This window comes from Nonomuraea sp. NPDC049625, assembly GCF_040675285.1.
Classification (GTDB): Bacteria; Actinomycetota; Actinomycetes; order Streptosporangiales; family Streptosporangiaceae; genus Nonomuraea; species Nonomuraea angiospora_A.
The window spans coordinates 13140-33098 of record NZ_JBFAOQ010000034.1 but is presented as its reverse complement, the minus strand read 5'-3'; the positions used below and the strand labels follow the sequence as shown (position 1 = coordinate 33098).

Genomic DNA, 19959 nt, shown 5'->3' with positions numbered 1-19959 from the left:
GGAATGTTCAAGCACCTGGAAACGGAATTCGCCTCTCGTCTCGGACGAGACTGTCTCGCCGTGCCGTCGAACAGGCTCGGCCTGTTCATGGTCCTGAAGCACCTGATGGCTCCGGGCGAGCGCCTGCTGATGTCACCGATCACGGCTGACGAGATCCTCTTCCTGGTGCTCGCCGCCGGGCTCCGACCGATCATGGCGCCGGTGTGCCGGCAGAGCGGCAACATCGACGCCACCCGGATCGACGAACTGAACTTCGACGGGGTGCTGACCACCAACCTGTACGGCCTGCCCGACGACGTCCATGCTCTTGGCAGGCTCTGCGCCGAACGGTGGATCCCCTTGATCGAGGACGCCGCCCACGCCCTGCAGACCACCGTCGGCGGCGTTCCCGTCGGCACCTTCGGCGCGGCGGGGGTGTTCAGCCTGTCCAAGCACGCGGGCGCGGCACCCGGTGGCATGATCGCCCTGTCGTCGCCGCATCAGCGGCCGGCTCTGCTGGAAATGCGAGAGCGCTGGAGCACTCCCCGGTACCGCACGGTGGAACTCGCCGCCCTGCTGAAGACGATCGCCCGCAACACGCTGGCCGGGACCCTGCTGTCCCTGCCCGCGTGGCACATGTCCCACGCCCTTGGGCTGCTGGAAAGCCGACAGGGCCACCGCATCGAGCTACGCCGTACCGCGCTCGCCCCGAGACTGGGCGGTCTGGCCTCATCGGCGGCGGGCGTCGGCGCGCTGGATCCCTGGATCCGCGCCGACAACCACCACTACCGCGCGAGGCCCGGCAGCCTGACCGAGAGTTACGCGCTCCGCAGGATGCAGGTGATGGACCGCCAGAGGGAACGTCGCCTGGCAGGAGTGGCGAGCCTTGCCGCTCTCCCCATGGCCGCCCCTGCCGTACGGGATCACATCGACCAGCCGCTGTTCCGGGTGCCTCTGCTGGTCGAGAACCGCGAGCGTGCCATCGAAGCGTTGCGGGGACAAGGCGTGATCACCGGATACATCTACGATCCACCCTTCGACGACTACGCCCCCGGCCTGATCGAGCCCTCGCCGCTGCCGCAGGCGGCGAACTGGTGGGCCCGACACGTGCTGCCCGTGGATCCGCTGCAGGCCGAACAGGCCTGGCCGGTACTCGCCACGCTCTCGTCACCCGAGGTACCGGCGCGGCCCGCCTGACAACGAAACCAGGGAGATCAGCGAGACCCGGTAGCGCCGCAGCTCAGGCGGCAGGACGGCCCAGGCCGCGCAGTTGGGCGGGGGTCAGCGCGGAGACGTTCTGGTCGATGGGGGATTCGGTGTACTGGTGGATGGCCCAGGACTTCCAGTCGGCGGGCGGGGTGATGGCGCCCTTGGCCTTGCTGTAGTGGGCGACCCACAGGGGGTACTGGGCCAGGCCCTTGCCGTAGGTGTTGGCGAAGTTCCAGCCGCTGTAGATCATCGGGGTGATTCCGGTCTTGGCCTTCACGTGCGACAGCCAGGTCTTGGCCCAGGCGTTGACCTCGGCCACGGACTTGCCGTCGGTGGTCTCCAGGTCCAGGACCAGCAGGTCGCCGGCCTTGGCCGGCTGCGAGTTCACCATGGCGAGGAAGTACTCCGCCTCGGCGATGGGGTTGTTGCTGGGGTGGCCGAAGTGGTACGCACCCCGCACGATTCCCTTCTTGCCCATTTCGCGCCAGTGGCGGGCGAACGAGGAGTCGCGGAAGGACGTGCCCTCGGTGGCCTTGATGATGCCGAACTGGGCCGGGCTGGCAGCCCAGTCGTACTGGGACTCGTACCTGGAGACGTCCACGCCGTAGGTGAATGCCCTGGTCCCCTGCTGGGCTTCGTGCCGCGTGTCGTGGTCGGTGGTCGAAGCGAGCGCGGTGCCGGTCGCGCCCGTGAGGGCGGCGGTCCCGGCCAGGATCGCGCCGGTGATGGCGAGGCTCAGGTGCTTGGCGGGAAGAGCGCGGTGGCTCTTGAGGGAATGGGCGAGTGCGGCAAGCCGGGGCTTGAGCATGAGGGTATTGACTCCTTGCTTCCATGCCGCCTACCGGGTTAGCTGACGGGTTCGGGCGTGGAAGTGCCCTACGGGCGCAGCCTGGGCTGGCGTCCGATTCACCCCGAAGAGAATGGGTCCCCGGTTCCGCGAGGGGGCGGATTCGGCGGCCGTACGCGACGCTGGGGGCGGCGTACGGTCTGGTCAACGAAACGGCAACGCAGCGACGGAAAGGTTGGTCACTGCGCTTATCACAGGTACGTAAAGGTATATATCTCCCCATGGATGGTGCAAGCGGGACAAATCCGATCTTCGGTGTATCGGGCCCGAAACGCCTTGCCGGTAGCAGGTTCGGAGCCAGGTAAAGGTTTGCGACGCGTCCCCGTTCGCTTCTGCCCGGCTGGCTCAAGCGGGCCCGGAACTCTCCCGTGCTGTCCCGGCGGCGTTGCCGGGGCGGTTGATGCCGGTCTCGTAGGCGAAGATCACGGCCTGGATGCGGTCGCGGAGGCCCAGCTTCATCAGGATCCGCTTCACGTGGGTCCTGATCGTGGACTCCTCGACGACGAGCGCGGCGGCGATCTCCCGGTTGGACAGGCCGCGGGCGACGAGTTCGAGGGTCTCGCGCTCACGTGGGGTCAGCGCGTCGAGCCTGGCCTGGTCGGCGAGGTCCGGGGCGGGCGGCGGTCAGGGGCGCTGGCTTCGCCCCGGCGAGACCGGCGCGGTCGTGCTCAGCCAGATCGTGCGCGACAACACCGTCCCCGGGCTCGGCGCCGGCGACACCGTGCGGCTGTTCATCGACGGCAAGCCCAGCACCTGGCGTCTCGCCGGGATCGTCGAGGAGAGGGAAGGCGTCGGTGGCGGCGCGTACACCACGGCCGAGGGCTACGCCGCCGCGAGCGCGCAGCCCCCTCTCGTCAACCAGCTCCGCGTCATCACCACCGCTCACGACGAGCGGACCCGCGAGGAGGTCGCCGCCGCCGTCGAACGTGCGCTGACCGGCGCGGGGATCGACGTGGGCACCGCTGCTTCGGTCAGCCGCACCAATGCCGCCTCCGCCGGGCACATGGGGCCGGTGCTGCTGGTCCTGCTCGGGGTGGCGCTGCCGCTGGGCGTGGTCGGTGCCATCGGGCTGGCCTCGACCATGAGCGCGAACGTCCTCGATCGCACCCGCGAGTTCGGGGTGATGCACGCGATCGGCGCGCGCCCCAAGGCCGTGCGCCGGGTCGTCGTCACGGAGGGAGTGCTCCTCGCCCTGGCGGGGTGCGTGGTGGCGATCCTGCCGGCGCTCGGGCTCACCGCCGTCCTCGGCGTCGGGCTCGGCAACCTGTTCACCAAGGCACCACTGCCGTTCACTATCTCGCTGCCGGCCGCCGGCATCTGGGTGGCGCTGTCCGTCCTGGGTGCGGTGCTGGCCACCGAGGCCGCCGCCGGTCGCGCCTCGCGCATCACCGTACGTGAGGCCCTCAGCTACTTGTGAGACGGCGAGCTGCCGCTCGTGTCGAGGAGTTGGCAGGTCAGGGCGTCGCAGGCCCAATGCTCCCAGCGCTGCGGCGTCCATGCTCGGCCGGTGACGAGCAGGTGGTAGGTCTCGGGGCTGAGCACGGCCAGGGCGATGTCGGCGGCTTCGTCGACGCTATGGCGCAGGGTCGTCTTGCCCGCCAGGGCCTCGGCCAGGGTCAGCTGTACGGTGTGGCGCTGTTCGAGGTTGGTGCGCCACACCTGGGCCAGGTCGGGGTCGGTGGCCGCGGCGCTGCGCACGACGTCCAGCAGGGCGGCGGCGCGGGCGTAGATGGCGGCGGCGCCGGCGACCTGCAGCCGTAGCTGGTCGACCGGGTCGGGGGTGGCCAGGGCCTGGCGGAGCCAGGGGCGTTCCAGGGTGGGTACGGGCTCGTCGTCGCCGGCCACGGCCCGGTCCAGGGCCTCGGTCAGGATGGCCCGTTTGGTGCCGAAGGCGTAGTAGACGGTCTGCACGCCGACCCCGGCCTTCTCCGCGATCGCCTCCACGCTGGTCGTCGCGTATCCGGCCGTGGTGAACAGCCCGGTTGCCGCCTCGATGATGCGTGACCTGGTGAGCCGTGCCCGCGCGGTGCGTCCGTCGATCTTGCCGGTCTTCGTTTCCGCCATGACTTGACTGTAGCGCGACTACGAAAACTATATTTGTAGCGTGACTACGAAAACATGGGCGCGAGGTCAGCTCCCCGCGCTGTTACTGCTGACCTCGGTCGAGCTGGTGGTGTTCCTGGACGTGTCGATCGTCAATGTCGCGCTCCCCGCGATGGGCGCGGCGCTGACGCTGGGCGAAGTCGGGCTGGCCTGGGTGGTGAACGCCTACCAGCTCACCTTCGGCGGGCTGCAACTGCTCGCCGGACGCCTGGCCGACCTGGCCGGGCGGCGCCGTGTCTTCCAGGCCGGGCTGGCCGTCTTCACCGTGGCGTCCCTGCTGGCCGGGGTGGCGCCGAACGCCGCCGTGCTGATCGCCGCCCGAGCCCTGCAAGGCGTCGGCGCCGCGGTGGTGATACCGGCACAGCTGGCGCTGCTGGCGGCCATCTTCACCGCGCCGGCCGCGTACCGGCGCGCGTTCGGGGTGTGGAGCGCCATGGGAGCGGCCGGCGCCGCCTCCGGGGTGGCGCTCGGCGGCATCCTCACCCAGCTCGCGGGATGGGGGGCGATCTTCCTGATCAACCTGCCGGTCGGCCTGGCGGCTCTCGCGCTGGGCAACCGCTACCTGCCGCCTGATACGAGGGATGCGCGAACCGGCGGCGGTCGGCTCGACCTGGCGGGAGCGCTCAGCGGGACCGGGGCGCTCCTCGCTCTCGTCTACCTCGTCTCCGAGCTGGCGACCCGTGGATGGGACGCCCTCACCCTCGCCGCGGCCGCCGCGACTGTCCTGCTGGCCATGCTGTTCGTGCTCAACCAGCGACGCAGTCCCGCGCCGCTGGTCCCGCCCGTACTGCTGCGCCTGCGCGACGTGCGGGCCAGCGCGGTGGCCAGCGTCCTGGTCGGGGCGGCGCATGTGCCCGCGTTCGTGCTGATGTCGCTGTTCCTGCAGGACGTGCTGGGCTACAGCGCGATCGCGGCCGGGTTCGCCGTGCTGCCCATCGCGGTGACCAATCTGGTCACCGCCCGCACGCTGCTGCCCTGGGCGCTCGGCCGGTACGGCCCGCGGGTCGTCCTGGCCGCGGGGATGGGCTTGCTGGCGACCGGCCTGGCCGCCTTCGCGCTGCTGCTGACGCCGCAGGCCGGGTTCTGGACGGCGGTCCTGCCCGCGAGCGTCGTGTTCGGCGTCGGCCTGCCCGCGGTCTTCGTCGGCTCCACCGCACCCGCCGTGCGCGCCGCGCCGAAGGACGCGACCGGTGCCGCATCCGGGCTGGTCAACACCTTCCAGCGGGTCGGTGCCGCGCTCGGTGTCACCGCCGCGCTCGTCGCCTCCCAGAGCTGGGCCGGCTCTCACGGTGGCGCGCTCGCGGACGGACTGCGGCTCGCGCTGGCGGGCGCCGCGCTCGTGGCCGTGGCGGGCGTCGCCTGCGCCCTGGCGATGCTCACCCGTCAGCCGGCCGCCGCTCCCGAGACACACGAACTGGAGGGCCGGCGTTGACCCCCAACAAGCACACCGCCCGCCCCATGGCCGTGACCGTCACCGCGACCACGATCGCCATCGAGAGCGTCATCACCGGCGTTCATCACCTGTACGGGGCGATTCTGGAAGCCGACCTGTTCGGGGCACACGTGGTGCTGGTGGTCCTGTTCGCCGGGCTGGTGACGGCGCTGCTCCTGCGACGGCATCTTCGCCGCACGCGAGACGGTGCGCCTTGGGGATTCATCGCCTTCGCGAGCCTCTTCTACGTGGGCTGGTGGGGCCTGTTCGAAGGGGCCTACAACCATACGGCCAAGCAGGTGCTTCACCTGGTAGGCGCCTCCGAGGAATCCCTGCGCCGCCTGTTTCCGGTGAAATTCGAGGTCCCTCGCGACGCCTTCTTCGAGGCCACCGGGATGCTGACCTTCGTCGCGTCGCTCGGGGTCGCCTGGTCCCTGTGGGGCATGGCTCGGTATCGGGAGCATCTGTGTAGACAGGCGACTTGATCTTCATACTTTTCACCGGCTCTTCCCCTGAATGGGATAAGCCTGCGGCGTGGCGTCATGGAGCGGCTGACGGCGGCTGGAAGCATCGTACGAGTCTCGTCGGCTCGCTCGGCGGGCGAAGAGCGCCGCTCTCCGGCCTGCCGGGCAGTCGCGATCATGGCTCGTATTTCGGAAGGAATGGTACATGTCCACGCCAATTCCCCGAAAAGTAGCCGTAGTCGCTCCTGGTAGGCCGAAAGTGCGTCGCTCCGCCAGAAGAATGACCATGTCGACCATGGGCGGCTGCCTGTCGATGGTCATGGCCGCTGCCTTGCCCCTCTCGGCGCGCGCAGAAAGCGTCGACCACCAGGACGACAGCCTCGACCCTGGCCGCGGCCGGTGCTCACCGCGAACCTTCATCAGAGCCGATCGGCTTTCACCGAGGAACTTCCTCGTGCCTCGCACCCGCTACATCGACGGCCCCGGTGGGTCGATGAAGGTGGAGATCACACGGGAGCACCAAGTGCGCGCCGCCATCGAGGGATTTAACGACAGGCAAGCTGAGATCAGCACCGGCGACTTGGTTCGCAAGTTGCGAAGGATGGGGTTTTCTTCTCTTCAAGAAGCGCACAAGGTCTTCGGCGGACACGAATATGAGAGAAAGGTCAGCAAGGGCATGTACGGCAACCTGTCGTACCGCGTCTTCGGCTACCGCATCGGGTGGTCGGCCTGGGCCGTCCTTGGCACGTGCCGCCGCGTCCGGATCGATTCGGGAATCGCCAACGTGCCCGCCAGGGTCGAAGGCTGGCGATACTGGGAGACCAAGCACCCGCGGTTCAAGGGCCGCCGACTGCCTTTCGCGTAATGCCTGGCCTCGGGATGTGACTCCCGTACTGGAGCAGGTCAGGGCTGCGGGAGGCGCGGCATCAGCGCGTTCGGCACCACCAGTTCCGCCCGCAGGCTCGCCGGCCGCGCCAGAGCATCGCTGCCGTCACCGGCGGACTCGACTCGTAGGCCTCCAGCCGTACGGCATCGTGCAAAGCCTGGTCATCATCGACCGGCGACACTCGCACCGCCGTCCCAAGCCCTCCAAGCCTGAGGGAACCGTGAGATTGGCCCCGGCTCGGGCAACGTCCCGGCCTCGGGGAAGGCATTCAACCTTGCCTACTGTCGTCTGGACTCGTTGTTGCAACCATGCAGCAACCCGTTGGCGGCCGTGGAGGCGAGATAGGCCGCCGCGGTCGGTGAGCCGGGGGCCCAGGAGGGAGCGCCGCGTTCGAGCAGGGCCAGAGGGATGAACATCATCACTGCCAGCGAGCCCGTCGCGAACGCGGGTGCTGGCGAGTGTCAGCCGGAGCAAGGGAGCGGGAGGGCGCCAGCGCCGCCTTGGCGCGGCGGTGCGTTCCTCGCCGCGGGGGAGCAGGACCGCGGCGAGCAGGCCCGCGACCGCCCCGCCTGCCGACAAACAGAACCCCAGCAGGGCGTATGCCTGTAGGCGCCGCGTTCCCGTGGTGACGCGGGCGAGAAGCTCCTGGGTGGCGGGCTCGTACAGTTCGAACGCCAGGCCCACCAGGACTACCGCGCCTGGGATGGCATGGTCCGCGGGGGCAGCCGGTCCAGCAGGAAGGCTCCGATCCAGAGGTGAGCGCGGCGATCCCGAAGCTCGCCAGGGCGGCGAGGCGCCAGCTCGGGGCCGGTGAGCACCGCGAGGAAGGCCAGGGCTTAGGAGCCGAGCTGGTTGAGCACCCGTATCCACAGCAGCGTTCGCGCCGCCGCCGGGATCAGCTCCTGATGCTCGTGTCGGACTGGGAGCGCCCGTGCCCAGAGGCACGGGCGCTGTCGTCATGCTTTCGAGCTGCCGGCGCGCTTTCGGCCTGCTACAAAGACGGACACGCCGACGACGACCACCAGCGCGACCACCACGAGCAGGACGATCGGGAATGTTCCACCGCCGTTGCCGGTGGAGTCGGCGGCGGCAGGAGTGGCCGTGACCTGAGTCGGCGACGGCGGCAGCGGCGATGCCGCACTCGGCTCAGGCGAGGTGCTCGCGCCGGCCGTGTCCGTGGGGGTGGGTTCGGGCGTGGGAGCCTTGAGCGTGAAGTGGAGCTCCTCGGCGACGGGGTGGCCGTCGGCGGAGACCACCCGGAACGCGATCGCGTAGCGTCCGTTGGCCAGGTCCGGCTTCAGTGCCTGGGTCAGGGTTTCGCCCTTGACCTCCGGCTTGCCGTCGGCGACCTTCGCGCCGCCGGGACCGGTGACGACCACCGTCACGTACTTGCTGTTGATGTCCTCGGTGAAGACCAGCTCGATGCTGGAGATCGCCTCTTCCACGGTTGAGTTGTCTTTGGGATCGCTGGACTTGAGCCCGGCGTGCGCGAACGCCGGAGCCCCGAAACCGGCGACTGCAGCGAGCGTGATCGCCAGTAGCACGAGAAGGCGGATGGGCAAGGAGCGATGAATCATGGTGAACCTTTTCAAAGGCAAGAACGGCGCGTTGGGGGTCGATTTCATGTCAGCAGGCCCTGTCCGATCCAGCCGTCGGGGTCGCAGCCCGGCGGGATGGCGAAGACGGCCGAGCCGATCGGCGTGGTCCACTCGTTCAGCAGGTCGGCCTCGGCCAGGCGCCGCTGGATGGGGACGAACTGGCGGGTCACATCGGCCTGGTAAGAGGCGAACAGCAGTCCTGCGTCGGCCTTGCCGTCCGGGCTGACGCCTTCGTCGTAGTTGTAGACCCGGCGCAGGATACGCAGGCTGGGATCGTCGACGCGGGCGCGCCGGATGTGGGCGTACTCGGAGATGACGGGGAATCCGGTCGCGGTGAGCCGGGTGAAGTCCGCCTCGTCGTGCTCGCGGCTGCCGGTCAGCGGAGCGCCGTCGGCCAGGCGCCGGCCTATGGTGAACTCCTTGGCGGTCGTGTCGGCGGCGTCCCACGTCTCCAACTCGGCCCGGATACGCCGGAGCACCAGCGTGGTGCCACCGTGGAAGACCCCGTCGGCCGACCAGACGGCCCGGTCGAAGTCCGGAGTGCCGGGCGTGGGGTTCACCGTGCCGTCCAGCTGGCCCATGACGTTGCGCTGGGTCACCTCGCCGGGCTGGGAGTGGGCGGCGCGGCGGAACCCGCGCTGGGTCCAGCGGACACGCGCGAACGAACGCGCGTCCTTGACGATCATGCGTACCGCATGACTGGCGGTCAGCGGGTCGTCCGCGCAGATCTGCGCCAGCAGGTCGCCGCCGGTCCATCGTTCCTGCAGCTTGTCCACGGCGAACGCGGGCAGGGCACGCACCGATTCCGGGCGCCGCTCGGAAAGCCCGGCGGCCTCGAAGAGGCCGGGGCCGAACCCGAAGGTGACAGTGAGCCGGGCGGGCAGTGCCGCCAGGTGCGGCTCGGTGTCGGCGAGTGCCGGCCGTCCCTGGGTGAGACGGCGGGCGTCGTCGGTCAGCAGGCGCATCAAGCGCGACAGGGCCTCGCGGTCGACGCCGGTGCGCAGGTCGAAGGCGACGAACACGGCGTGTGCCTGCGGCGGTGTGGCGATGCCTGCCTGGTGCGGGCCGTGGAACGGCTCGACGGCCGTCCCATCGACGGGCACGGCGGCCGATACCCGCTGTGCACCCTGTACGGCAGGGAGCACCGTCGGGCCGCTGGCCGCCGCGACGGCGCCCGCCGCCAGCACGGTGCCCCCGGTGAGCAGGCCGCGTCTGCTGACGCCGCGCACGGAGGGGTTCGGTCGGTCAGTCATCGCTGCCGCTCATGTCCATGCCCGGCTGGTAGTCCTCCTTGCCGCCGGCGAAGTCTTTGCCCAGCGCGGTGAAGGAGAACGTGCCGCCGTCGGCGAGGGTGAGCGTGAAGGAGATCTGGGCGCCTGGCTCCACCTCCTTGGCCAGGCCCATGAGCATGATGTGGTCGCCGCCGGGCTGCAGCTGATGGGAGCCGCGGGCGGGGATCACGAACCCGCCCTTCTTGGGCTGCATCACCATCTTCCCCTTGGACTGCACCACTTCGTGCAGCTCGACCTTCGGGGAGAGAGGGGTGGTGCCGGAGACCACGGTGATGTCGGCGTCGGAGTTGTTGACGAGGGTGCCGAAGGCCGCTGTCATGCCCTTCTTGGAGGTCTTGATCCAGGGGTCGGTGATGGCCAGCGCCGCCGCGCCCGCAGGGCGGGCGGGCGAGGCGGACGGTGCGCTGACGGCGGCAGGAGCCGCCTGAGAGGTGCCGCAGGCGGACAGCGCCGCGGCCATGCCGAGGACGACGATGGTCGTACGGGGGGACATCAAGGGGCCTTTCTTCAAGCCACTGCTCTGCAAGCGATTCCGGTTCGGAGAACATCGGAAGCACCCCATGGCGAAGGGGTGTGGGAAGGGATCGCGAAACGGCCGCGCTGCGACTGGGTCAGGCGGCGTGCGTGCAGATGGCGGTGGGAGGGCCCCGCCTGCTCAGCTCGTGTTCGAGCAGCAGGGTGCGCAGGGTCGCGGGCTGGGGGAGCGGCGTGGGGACCGGTTCTTGACCCGCCGGATCGACGAGGAAGGCGACGACGATGCGCAGCCGTACGGCCAGCCGGCGCAGCAGTGACCACAACAGCGCCTCGCCGCGGGACAGCCAGAGCGAGGTCAGCACGATGGCCCAGCCGTGCATGATCAGCATGCCGAGGCTGGGTATGAGCCCCGTGTGCGTATGCGGCATGTCTGCCGCCGCGTCCCCCACGACCTCGGTGGCCGAGAACAGCAGGTGCAGCGCCACCTGGGCGAGCGTCAGCGTGGCCACGATCGCGACCGGGCCACGCTCGCGGCCTGCCAGCAGGCAGGCGGGAAGGAAAGAGACGGCGAACGCCGCCAGCGCGGCGCCGAGTGACACCGAGCCACCGGCGAGTACATGCGCCAGACCACCCAACGTGAGCGCGACCACCGCGAACGCCGCCGCACGAACGACGCGCAGCGGCGCGGTGGCTGAGGCGGCGGTAGGCATGGCGCCATCATCGTACAGCCATGCGTTGCCGAAGCCGCTGGCGCGCATGTACGGGGATACGCAGCGCGTAACGGGGCGGTTCACGCCTGCTTGCAGACCCCGAGGTGTGACGCCTTTTCGGTCGCTGTTACGATCCGTAATCAGTCATGTACGCACAGGTGAGAGTGGGGAGCGGGCCACGCCGGCTGGCGTGGCTGTCCGTGCTGCTCGGCCTGCTGGTGATCGCCCATCTGTGGGCACATGCCAGGGCCGCGGAGGAGGAGCCCTTCAGGCCGCTTGCCTCGGTCGTCTGCCAGCACGGCGACGACCACGACCACCAGGTCGACCACGGCCACGGAGGCACCTTCCTGCTGCCCGCCGGCAAGGCCGCCGCCGTCAAGGCGATGCCCCTGCTCGCACCGCTGCCGCCTGCGGCACTCGAACCCGCAGGCCGGCCCGGCCCCACGCCACCCGAACACGTTCCCAAATGCGGCCATCGGCAGCGAGCCGTCCAACATCACACGCTCGAGGTCTATCGGCCTTGAGGACACGCCTGCACCCAGGTCTGTCCTCAGCCGATAACGTCCCGCGCACGGACGCGGGAGAAAGCGTGTGTCCGTCATGTCATCGATCTCATCTGTCTCCACACCCACAACCACGCCCGCGCTGGCCCTCCTGGTCGGCGACACACCCGTGACCTGGATCGGCGAACCCTTCGCCCCGGCCGGGCAGGGCTTCTGGGCCAAACTCGAAGGCGCCAACCCCGGAGGGCTGAAGGACCGGCCCGCTCTGCACATCGTCGAACGCGCCCGCGACAGGGGAGAGCTGGCTCCCGGCGCGATGATCGTCGAGTCCACCTCGGGCACGTTCGGCTTGGGCCTGGCGCTGGCCGGCATCGTCCATGGTCACCCGGTCACCGTCGTCACCGACCCGGGTATGGAGGCCATCGTGCAGCGCCTGCTGGCCTCCTACGGCGCCCGCGTGGACACCGTGGAGCGCCCGCACCCGGTGGGTGGATGGCAGCAGGCCCGTCTGGATCGGGTGGCCAAACTGCTCGACCTGCATCCCGGCGCCTACTGCCCGCGCCAGTACGACAACCCCGACAACGTGGCCGCCTACGCCGGACTGGCACGGGAGCTCATCCACCAGCTCGGCCGGATCGACGTGCTGGTGTGCAGCGTCGGCACCGGCGGCCACTCGGCCGGAGTGGCCAAGGCGCTGCGTGGTCACAACCCGCAGTTGCGCCTGGTCGGTGTGGACGCCACCGGCTCCACCATCTTCGGCCAGCCCGCCAGGCCACGCCTGATGCGCGGGCTGGGCAGCAGCATCCACCCGCGCAACGTCGCCCACGACGCCTTCGACGAGGTGCACTGGGTGGCGCCGCACGAGGCCGTCTGGGCCAGCCGCACGCTGGCCGCCACCCACTACACCACCGGCGGCTGGAGCGTCGGCGCGGTCACCGTGGTCGCCTCCTGGCTGGCCAGGACCTGTCCGCCGGGCTGCCGCATCGCGGCAGTTTTCCCCGACGGGCCCGCGCGTTACTACACCACCGTCTACGACGACACCTACTGCGCCGAGCATGACCTGCTCGGACGGCCGCCCGCCGAGGAGCCCGACGAGATCAAACATCCCGCCGAGGCCGAGGCCACGCGCTGGACCCGCATGGTGATGCGCTGATGTGGCGGCGGTTCGTCTCCTACGAGCGCAGCGCCCGGCTGCTGATGGTCAACCAGTTCGCCATCAACATCGGCTTCTACATGCTCATGCCGTACCTGGCCGGCCACCTGTCCGGTGGGCTGGGGCTGGCGGGCTGGACGGTCGGGCTCGTGCTCGGGGTGCGCAATCTGAGCCAGCAGGGGCTGTTCCTGCTCGGCGGCACGCTGGCCGACCGGCTCGGCTACCGGCCCGTCATCATCGCGGGCTGCCTGCTTCGGACGGCGGGGTTCGCCCTGCTGGGGTTCGTGGACGCGGTGCCCGCGCTGGTGGCCGCCTCCGCTCTGACCGGGTTCGCAGGTGCCCTGTTCAACCCGGCGGTACGCGCCTACCTGGCGCATGACTCGGGGGAGCGCAGGGTGGAGGCGTTCGCCCTGTTCAACGTCTTCTACCAGGCCGGCATCCTGATCGGCCCGCTGCTGGGGCTGGCGTTGGTCTCGGTCGACTTCCGGCTCGTGTGCGGGGCCGCGGCCGCCGTCTTCGCCCTGCTCACGGTGCTGCAGCTGCTCGCTCTGCCGCCGTGCCGGGCCAGGGCCGAAGCGCGTTCGGGGGTGCTGGCCGACTGGCGTGCGGTTGCGGGGAACCGGCCGTTCCTGCTGTTCTCGCTGGCCATGGCCGGCTCGTACGTGCTGTCGTTCCAGGTGTATCTGGCCCTGCCGCTCGAGCTCGGTGACAGGGGGGCGGTCAGCGTGCTGTTCGTGGTGTCCGCGCTGGTGGCCATCGCCGGGCAGGTGCGGATCACCGAGTGGGCGCGCGGCCGGTGGAGCGGGCCGCAGGCCGTGGTGCGCGGGGTCGCGCTCATGGCGCTCGCTTTCGTGCCCCTGACGGTGCCCGCTCCGGGCGGCCTGCGCACGGTTGCCGTGATCGCCTGCGTCGTGCTGCTGGCCCTGGGTGGCGCGTTGACGTACCCGTTCGAGATGGACACCGTCGTGGCTCTGTCGGGCGAGCGGCTCGTCGCCACCCACTACGGCCTGTACAACACCGTCGCGGGGATCGGCATCACCGTGGGGAACCTGCTGGTCGGAGCCCTGCTCGGCAGTGGCCGGGTGTGGGTCGCGCTTGCTGTCCTCGGCGCGCTCTGCGCCCTGGTCGTGGGCATGCTGAACCGCGGAGGGGTGCTCACGGTCAGAGCCGTGCCGGCTCACGCCGGCCGTTGAGGCTCGCTCAGTCGTGCCGGGGGATGCCTGACACCTCGTGGTCGGCGTGGAAGAGGGCCTCCTTGATGAGCGAGCGGACGTGGGCGTCGCGTGCCCGGTACAGCACGCGACGCCCGTCCCTGCGCGTCTCCACCAGCCCCGCGTAGCGGAGTTTCGCCAGGTGCTGGGAGACCGAGGGCCGCGCGACCGCGATGGCCTCGGCGAGGCTGGTGACGTCGTACTCGCCGGACGACAGCAGCCACATCAGCCGCAACCGGGTGCCGTCACTGAGCAGGCGGAAGGCATCGACAGCCGCTCTGACCTGCCTGTCAGTCGGTTGCTCCTGCACAGAGTTGGCACCTGATTCGTTGTCGCGTGCGTACATGGCTACATATACTGCCGTGGCGAGTCGTTTCAGGCAAGGAAGGCAGACATGTCGGATCAGCACGGTCACGGACACGGACATGGGCACGGTCACGGTGATGGGCACGGTCACGGCCATGGGCATGACCGTGGGATCAAGCGGGCCCTGGGCTCTCTCAAGCACGTGATCACCCCGCACAGCCATGACAGCGCGGACAAGACCGACGCGGCTCTGGAGTCCAGCAGTCGCGGCATGCGGGTGCTGGCCATCTCGTTCGCCGCTCTCATGGTCACCGCCGTGGCCCAGGCGGTCATCGTCGCCTACTCCGGCTCGGTCGCGCTGCTCGGCGACACCTTGCACAACTTCGCCGACGCGCTCACGGCCGTCCCGCTGGCCATCGCGTTCTCGCTCGGCAGGCGTGCGGCGACGCGCCGCTTCACCTACGGGTACGGCCGGGCCGAGGACCTGGCGGGCATCGTCATCGTGCTGCTCATCGCGGCGTCGGCGGGGCTGGCGGGCTACGAGGCGGTCAAGCGCCTCATCGACCCGCAGAACGTCGAGGCGCTCGCCTGGGTGGCCGGCGCCGGTTTCGTCGGGTTCCTGGGCAACGAGCTCGTGGCCCGGTACCGGATCAAGGTCGGCCGGGAGATCGGCTCGGCCGCGCTGGTGGCCGACGGCTTGCACGCGCGTACCGACGGCTTCACCTCGCTGGCCGTGCTCATCGGCGCCGGCGGCGCGGCGCTGGGCTTCCCCATCGCCGACCCGATCGTGGGGCTGCTGATCACCGTGGCCATCTGCTTCGTGCTGCGCGACGCGGCCCGCGAGATCTACCACCGGCTGATGGACGGCGTCGACCCGGCGCTGGTCGAGCAGGCCGAGCAGATCCTGGCCGCGGTGCCCGGCGTCAGGCGGGTGGGATCCGTACGGCTGCGCTGGATCGGACACGCGATGCGCGCGGAGGTGGACATCCAGGTCGATCACGAGCTGTCGCTGGTCGAGGCGCACGCCGTGGCCGTGGCGGCCGAACACCGGCTGATCCACGATCTGCCGAGGCTGAACGCCGCCACCGTGCACGCCGACCCCGACGGCCCGCACGGGACGGATCACCACGCGCTTCTGCTGACGCATCGCTAGTGGTGTCCATCGATCTTTGTCACGAGGCATGTCCCTCCGGCCTGGGCGGCTTCACTTCGAGCCTGGCAACCAGCGGACGCTGTGCATACTGGGCGGGCGGTTCAGCTCGGTGCGGGTGCGGGTGCGGGTGCGGCGATGCGGCGGCGAGCAGTGCGCCGCCGCAGGGCCAGCACGGCGCCCGCAAGTATCAGAGGGTCATCGCCAAGGGCCTCGGCCGTTCATGAGGCCGGAGCGGCACGGCGGGCGCGTACCGCGGGTCAGCTCCGCGTCACGTTGCGGCGGATCGCCCGCAGGGACTTCTTCCCGCCTGCCGAGCGACAGGCGGCACAGCAGGCCGTGCATGATCTCAACCTGTGATGGTACGGCTTGTGCGAATGGGTCGGCGTCGCGGTGTTGGTGATCGTCGGCCTCATCCTGGTCATGTACGCCGCCTCGACCTTCGTGGCCTCCTTCTGAGGTGCTCACAGCAGCAGCACCAGGAAAGTGGCGTGGTGTGTGAGGGTGGGTGAGATGGCGGTTCCCGTGGCCATCCAGGCGCCGCCGAGGAGTGCCGGGCCCGTGAAGCGGTTGTCCGGTGGGGTCTGTCCGAGCAGGGCCTCGACCCGGCGGGTGACGTGCGAGCCGGTGAGAGCCGGGTACGCGCTGGGGGACGACGCCGGTTGCGCCAGGGCGACTCGCGCGATCGTACGTGCCACCAGGACCCGGTCCCCGACGGCCTTGGCGGCGTCCTCATCGGCCCAGCGCTCCAGAGCGTAGGCCAGCGTCCGGTATGGATAGACGAGAGCCGGGAAGATCCTCGTGGCGAGGGCGCCGGCCATCAGGTAGAGGTGATGGCGGTGCTTGAGATGCGCGGCCTCGTGCCGAAGCACCACCTCCAGCTCACGCCGTGAGAGCAGGGTCATCAGGCCCTTGGAGAGGACCACTCCGCCTTCTCTTCCGGGCACCGCGACGGCGAAGGGGTGTTCGTCGGCTACGACGCCCGTGCCGAGAGCCCTTGCCTTCCTCAACTCCCCGCGCCAGCGCACGATCGCGTGGACGACGGCGGCGGTGATGAGGAGGAGTGCCGCGATCGCGACGCCGCCCACGGGCGCGGGCACTTGCCCGTGGTCGATGAGGACGTTGCCCATCACGGTGGCATCGGCCGCCTTCAGCGTGCCCGCCGCGATCATGATGACGAACACCAGTACGGCGAGCACGGTCAGCGCCGTGGCGCCGGTGAGCACGACCAGCACCCGCGCGTGCCAGGCCGGGTGCATGCGCGGCTGCCGCCAGGCCATGAGCATGTTGGTCAGGGCCAGCAGCGCGACGGGAAGGTAGATCTCCAGATTCACGTGTCGTTTCCGGATCCTTCGAGCAGTGCGCGCAGGGCCGCCTCCTCCTGCGGACTCAGACCGTGGACGAACTGGCTGAGCACTGCGGACGGGTTATGCGCCAGGCGGAGGTGACCGAACATGCGCTCCGCGGCGAGCCCGGACTCGTCGGCGGTCAGCCGGTAGGCATAGGCCCGCCCCTGCTTGGTCCGCTCCACCAGGCGTTTGTCGAGCAGCCGGAACAAGATCGTGTTGACGGTGGTGTAGGCGGGATCGCCGTCCAGCCGATCACAGATCTCCTGAGGCGGCAGAAAGCCGTCGGCGCCGGCGAGCACGGCCAGCACCTCGGCCTCGAGCTGTCCCAGCTTCCGTCGCGACATCGCTCCTCTTTCCTCGACCCACCGCACCCTGCGGTCCGTTGCTGCCGTCGGCATCAAGGCCTCCGGGATTCGGAACACTGTGTTCAGGACCATACGCCGTGTTCATGCGCCTTGTAACTCAACGCGGTGCCGGCGGGGTGCCGCTAGATTCCCATGTATGGCCGAGACCCAGCGCCGCCCGGTGCCCCGCAATGATGGCGGTGAGCTGGACACCGCGATGGCTTTCCTGTCGTTCGCCAGGGAATGCGTGATGAAGAAGACCGACGGCATGACCGAGGAGCAGTTGCGCCGGGTCCTGGTGGAATCGGGGACCACGCTGCTGGGCCTGGTCCATCACCTGACTCTCGCCGAACGGCTCTGGTTCGGGTATCACGTCGCCGGCCGGGAGTCGGACGATCCTGGGGACGTCGGCATGGACGTATCGGCCGGTCGCGCGTCCGAGCAGGTCCTGGCCGACTACCGCACGGCGATCGCGGCCAGCGACGCCGCGATCCGGTCTGTCGGCGACCTCGGCGAGCCTGTCGCGATAGCGGTCGAGGGCACGTTCCACTCGGTTCGGTGGGTCGTTGCCCACATGACCAGCGAGACCGTCCGGCATGCCGGCCATGCCGACATCCTGCGGGAACAGATCGACGGTACGACCGGACGGTAGTGGCCGGCTCCGGCTCTGCGGTCACCGGCTGGACTCGCTCGGGCGGCGCGGCAGCAGATCGCGCACGATTCAACGGCCGCCGGTGGCAGCCCGAGCGTTGATGAGCGGCCGGCTGTCCCGCCTGCGAGGCGGGACGGGCCTCACAGGCGGAGGGCTGCGGTGTCGTCGGCCATGACGGGCGGCGGAGGAGTGGCAGGGCTGACGTGGACCAGGGCATCGACCAGTTTCGGTACGCCGTGGAGCAGGGCATCTCTCGCCTGATCGGCGACCTGATGAGCTTCGGCGAAGGAGAGGCTCTCGGTGGCCTGGATGGACACCTCCGAGCGCAGCCGGTGCCCGACCCACCGCATGCGGATGGTGTGCACCGCGGTGACCTCGGGCACGGAGGAGAGGACCTCCTCGGCGCGGGAGATCAGCGCCGGATCCACGCCATCCATCAGCCTCCGATAGATCTCCTTGGCGGCGGTGACCAGGACCATGACGATGGCGGCGCAGATGATCAGCCCGACGATGGGGTCTGCCAGCGGGAACCCCAGCGCGACGCCGGCCGCGCTGAACACCACCGCCAGGGAGGTGAGCCCGTCGGTACGGGCATGGAGGCCGTCGGCCACCAAGGCGGCCGAGCCGATGCGACGGCCGACCCGGATCCGGTAGACGGCTACGAGCTCGTTGCCCGCGAAGCCGATCAGACCCGCGGCGAAGACCCAGCCCACGTTGGTGATTTCCTGTGGATCGAAGAGCCTCTTGATCGACTCGTAGCCGGCCAGGGCGGCCGACGCCGCGATGGTCAGCACGATGAAGATCCCGGCGATGTCCTCGGCTCTGCCGTAGCCGTAGGTGTAGCGGCGGTTGGCGGCACGCCGCCCCAGGACGAAGGCGAACCACAGCGGCACCGCCGTGAGGGCGTCGGCGAAGTTGTGTACGGTGTCGGCCAGCAGGGCCACCGATCCGCTGATCGCGACGATCACCACCTGCAGGATGGCGGTGACGCCGAGCCCGATCAGGCTGATCTTCAGCGCACGGATGCCTTCGCCGCTGGCCTCCAGCGCGTCGTCCAGAGAATCCGAAGCGTCGTGGGAATGAGGGGTGAAGAGGTGCCGCACCCCCGACCAGAGGCCCCGGCCGGCCCCGTGCCCATGTCCGTGCCCATGCCCGTGCCCATGTTCGGTCTCGTGGGCGTGGCCATGTCCGTGTCCGTGTCCGGTCTCGTGTCCGTGGTCGCGGTCGTGCTCGCGCGCTGAATGCTGGTCTTGTTGCGTCATGGAGATGTCCGATCGCCGTCAGCGGACCAAGGTGGGCAGGTGGAAGTCGCCTTCCCGGCGGTAGGGCTCCGCGAAGGCGTAACGTCCGTGATGACCGATGCCGTGGTAGATGTGCACCGCTTTGTCCAGGGCCTGATGGACAGCTCGCCCGCGCTCGAGGTCGCTGTCCAACGCGGCGAAGCCGGGCACCAGGGCTTCGAGGTCGGCAGGGGTGAGCTGCTCGGTCCAGTGGCGCCCGGAGAACTCCATCTGCGACTCGAGCATGCCCATCGCGGCCACCTTCTGCTGCCAGTGAGGGGCGATGTCGACCACACAGTTGGGACGCGAAGGGGTCATGTAGTAGATGGTCGGAACCGGATGCGGCTTCAGGCCGTCGTCCTCGGCGAAGTTCCTGGAGGCCAGCCCCAGAGCCTCGAGGATGAGTGTCATCGCGGGTCGCCGGTCAGGGTCGAGATCGGCCAGGGAGTGCTCGGGGTCCTGGGTGATGACGATCGTCGGGCGGACTGTGCGGATCGCGCGGACCAGGGCGCGCTTGTGTTCCTCGTCCACCGCCACGAACCCGTTGCGGAACCCCAGGAAGTCGACCTCGACGCCGAGCACGTCCGCCGCCCTGCTCACATCCGCGCGCATGCGCTCGCGGCACAGCATGAGCGTGGCGAACGACTGGCCGCCCGCGGCGACGTTGGCCGCCAGGGCTCCTCCGCACTCCACCAGTTCCATCCCGTACACGCCAATAAGCAGCACACGTTCGGGCATTATCTGTATTCCTCCAGTCAGCGTAAACGCGCCTATGTCTGGAGTTAAGCTCAACTTTTGTGGAACGCGCAAGGGTTCGATAATCAATACAGTTAAATCGGAATAGGCGGCATCTGCGTGCAGTGTACAGTTGCGCAGCCATCGCAAGAGCGTCTTGATGCGAGAAGGGAGCTGGAGGCAGATGCGAGATGCATCCAGCGTTCATGGGCCTTCGTCGAGCAGGAAACACGCGCGAGAAAGCTCTGATTTTGTCCCGATATGCAGCATGTCATAGGGTAA

At 69.5% G+C, this 19959-nt stretch carries 22 protein-coding genes, 1 pseudogene and 1 riboswitch; of the genes and pseudogenes, 10 read left to right on the top strand and 13 right to left on the bottom strand.

The window, feature by feature from the left end:
* The first annotated feature begins 3 nt into the window (after positions 1–3).
* The gene (locus AB0J87_RS61670; RefSeq protein ID WP_363984955.1) at positions 4–1176 is read left to right on the top strand and encodes a DegT/DnrJ/EryC1/StrS family aminotransferase; all 1173 of its coding nucleotides are present in this window, start codon (positions 4–6) and stop codon (positions 1174–1176) included.
* Positions 1177–1219: 43 nt separating this feature from the next.
* Here AB0J87_RS61670 and AB0J87_RS61665 read toward each other — a convergent pair whose 3' ends face one another.
* Both AB0J87_RS61665 and AB0J87_RS61660 read right to left on the bottom strand, forming a co-directional pair.
* Positions 1220–1996 carry a GH25 family lysozyme gene (locus AB0J87_RS61665; protein WP_363984953.1) on the bottom strand — a complete coding sequence of 259 codons (777 nt, stop codon included), beginning with the start codon at positions 1994–1996 and terminating at the stop codon, positions 1220–1222.
* A 12-nt stretch (positions 1997–2008) separates the two neighbouring features.
* Positions 2009–2154, bottom strand: a riboswitch (cyclic di-AMP (ydaO/yuaA leader).
* Positions 2155–2380: 226 nt separating this feature from the next.
* Positions 2381–2623, bottom strand: a pseudogene (locus AB0J87_RS61660) (helix-turn-helix transcriptional regulator); the annotation flags it as partial.
* 415 nt (positions 2624–3038) lie between these two features.
* Here AB0J87_RS61660 and AB0J87_RS61655 point away from each other — a divergent pair.
* On the top strand, positions 3039–3452 hold the full coding sequence (locus AB0J87_RS61655) for an ABC transporter permease (RefSeq protein WP_363985030.1): 414 nt from the start codon (positions 3039–3041) through the stop codon (positions 3450–3452).
* On the opposite strand, the gene AB0J87_RS61650 is transcribed toward AB0J87_RS61655, so the two are convergent.
* The gene (locus AB0J87_RS61650) at positions 3443–4099 is read right to left on the bottom strand and encodes a TetR/AcrR family transcriptional regulator (protein ID WP_363984951.1); all 657 of its coding nucleotides are present in this window, start codon (positions 4097–4099) and stop codon (positions 3443–3445) included. The two genes, AB0J87_RS61655 and AB0J87_RS61650, sit on opposite strands and share 10 nt — an antisense overlap.
* 40 nt (positions 4100–4139) lie before the next feature.
* Here AB0J87_RS61650 and AB0J87_RS61645 point away from each other — a divergent pair, with 40 nt between their 5' ends.
* The 3 genes from AB0J87_RS61645 (at position 4140) to AB0J87_RS61635 (ending at position 6899) form a co-directional block, all read left to right on the top strand.
* The gene (locus AB0J87_RS61645; protein WP_363984949.1) at positions 4140–5570 is read left to right on the top strand and encodes an MFS transporter; all 1431 of its coding nucleotides are present in this window, start codon (positions 4140–4142) and stop codon (positions 5568–5570) included.
* 26 nt (positions 5571–5596) lie between these two features.
* Positions 5597–6055, top strand: coding sequence for a hypothetical protein (locus AB0J87_RS61640; RefSeq protein WP_363984947.1), 459 nt, complete (start codon positions 5597–5599; stop codon positions 6053–6055).
* Between the two features lie 265 nt (positions 6056–6320).
* On the top strand, positions 6321–6899 hold the full coding sequence (locus AB0J87_RS61635) for a hypothetical protein (RefSeq protein WP_363984946.1): 579 nt from the start codon (positions 6321–6323) through the stop codon (positions 6897–6899).
* Positions 6900–7198: 299 nt separating this feature from the next.
* Here the strand turns inward: AB0J87_RS61635 and AB0J87_RS61630 are convergent, their stop codons facing one another.
* The 5 genes from AB0J87_RS61630 to AB0J87_RS61610 form a co-directional block, all read right to left on the bottom strand.
* Positions 7199–7339: a hypothetical protein gene (locus AB0J87_RS61630; protein ID WP_363984944.1), complete on the bottom strand. Its 141-nt coding sequence runs from the start codon at positions 7337–7339 to the stop codon at positions 7199–7201.
* A gap of 537 nt (positions 7340–7876) precedes the next feature.
* The gene (locus AB0J87_RS61625) at positions 7877–8545 is read right to left on the bottom strand and encodes a copper resistance CopC family protein (protein WP_363984942.1); all 669 of its coding nucleotides are present in this window, start codon (positions 8543–8545) and stop codon (positions 7877–7879) included.
* Positions 8542–9771, bottom strand: coding sequence for a Dyp-type peroxidase (locus AB0J87_RS61620; RefSeq protein ID WP_363984940.1), 1230 nt, complete (start codon positions 9769–9771; stop codon positions 8542–8544). Before AB0J87_RS61620 ends, AB0J87_RS61625 begins: the two co-directional genes overlap by 4 nt.
* Positions 9764–10303 carry a copper chaperone PCu(A)C gene (locus AB0J87_RS61615; RefSeq protein ID WP_363984938.1) on the bottom strand — a complete coding sequence of 180 codons (540 nt, stop codon included), beginning with the start codon at positions 10301–10303 and terminating at the stop codon, positions 9764–9766. Before AB0J87_RS61615 ends, AB0J87_RS61620 begins: the two co-directional genes overlap by 8 nt.
* A gap of 118 nt (positions 10304–10421) precedes the next feature.
* On the bottom strand, positions 10422–10994 hold the full coding sequence (locus AB0J87_RS61610) for an MFS transporter (RefSeq protein ID WP_363984936.1): 573 nt from the start codon (positions 10992–10994) through the stop codon (positions 10422–10424).
* A gap of 146 nt (positions 10995–11140) precedes the next feature.
* Here AB0J87_RS61610 and AB0J87_RS61605 point away from each other — a divergent pair, with 146 nt between their 5' ends.
* From AB0J87_RS61605 to AB0J87_RS61595, 3 genes are all read left to right on the top strand, one after another.
* Positions 11141–11518 (top strand): hypothetical protein, encoded by a 378-nt coding sequence (locus AB0J87_RS61605; RefSeq protein WP_363984934.1) that lies wholly within the window; start codon positions 11141–11143, stop codon positions 11516–11518.
* A gap of 76 nt (positions 11519–11594) precedes the next feature.
* On the top strand, positions 11595–12650 hold the full coding sequence (locus AB0J87_RS61600; RefSeq protein WP_363985028.1) for a PLP-dependent cysteine synthase family protein: 1056 nt from the start codon (positions 11595–11597) through the stop codon (positions 12648–12650).
* Positions 12650–13843 carry an MFS transporter gene (locus AB0J87_RS61595; protein WP_363984932.1) on the top strand — a complete coding sequence of 398 codons (1194 nt, stop codon included), beginning with the start codon at positions 12650–12652 and terminating at the stop codon, positions 13841–13843. Before AB0J87_RS61600 ends, AB0J87_RS61595 begins: the two co-directional genes overlap by 1 nt.
* Positions 13844–13850: 7 nt before the next feature.
* On the opposite strand, the gene AB0J87_RS61590 is transcribed toward AB0J87_RS61595, so the two are convergent.
* Entirely contained in the window at positions 13851–14171 is a 321-nt protein-coding gene (locus AB0J87_RS61590; protein ID WP_363984930.1) for a metalloregulator ArsR/SmtB family transcription factor, read from the bottom strand.
* Between the two features lie 198 nt (positions 14172–14369).
* On the opposite strand from AB0J87_RS61590, the gene AB0J87_RS61585 reads away from it, so the two are divergent.
* Positions 14370–15320, top strand: coding sequence for a cation diffusion facilitator family transporter (locus tag AB0J87_RS61585; RefSeq protein ID WP_363984928.1), 951 nt, complete (start codon positions 14370–14372; stop codon positions 15318–15320).
* Positions 15321–15781: 461 nt separating this feature from the next.
* Here the strand turns inward: AB0J87_RS61585 and AB0J87_RS61580 are convergent, their stop codons facing one another.
* Positions 15782–16651 (bottom strand): M56 family metallopeptidase, encoded by an 870-nt coding sequence (locus AB0J87_RS61580; protein ID WP_363984926.1) that lies wholly within the window; start codon positions 16649–16651, stop codon positions 15782–15784.
* Entirely contained in the window at positions 16648–17010 is a 363-nt protein-coding gene (locus AB0J87_RS61575; protein ID WP_363984925.1) for a BlaI/MecI/CopY family transcriptional regulator, read from the bottom strand. The genes AB0J87_RS61580 and AB0J87_RS61575 overlap by 4 nt, the downstream gene beginning before the upstream one ends.
* Before the next feature lie 157 nt (positions 17011–17167).
* Here AB0J87_RS61575 and AB0J87_RS61570 point away from each other — a divergent pair, with 157 nt between their 5' ends.
* On the top strand, positions 17168–17662 hold the full coding sequence (locus AB0J87_RS61570; protein WP_363984923.1) for a DinB family protein: 495 nt from the start codon (positions 17168–17170) through the stop codon (positions 17660–17662).
* Between the two features lie 140 nt (positions 17663–17802).
* Here the strand turns inward: AB0J87_RS61570 and AB0J87_RS61565 are convergent, their stop codons facing one another.
* Together AB0J87_RS61565 and AB0J87_RS61560 are read right to left on the bottom strand one after the other, a co-directional pair.
* A complete protein-coding gene (locus tag AB0J87_RS61565; RefSeq protein ID WP_363984921.1) occupies positions 17803–18765 on the bottom strand; it encodes a cation diffusion facilitator family transporter in 963 nt (320 codons plus the stop codon).
* A 177-nt stretch (positions 18766–18942) separates the two neighbouring features.
* Complete coding sequence (locus AB0J87_RS61560; RefSeq protein WP_363984919.1) at positions 18943–19680, bottom strand: hypothetical protein; 738 nt, start codon at positions 19678–19680, stop codon at positions 18943–18945.
* Positions 19681–19959: the final 279 nt, after the last annotated feature.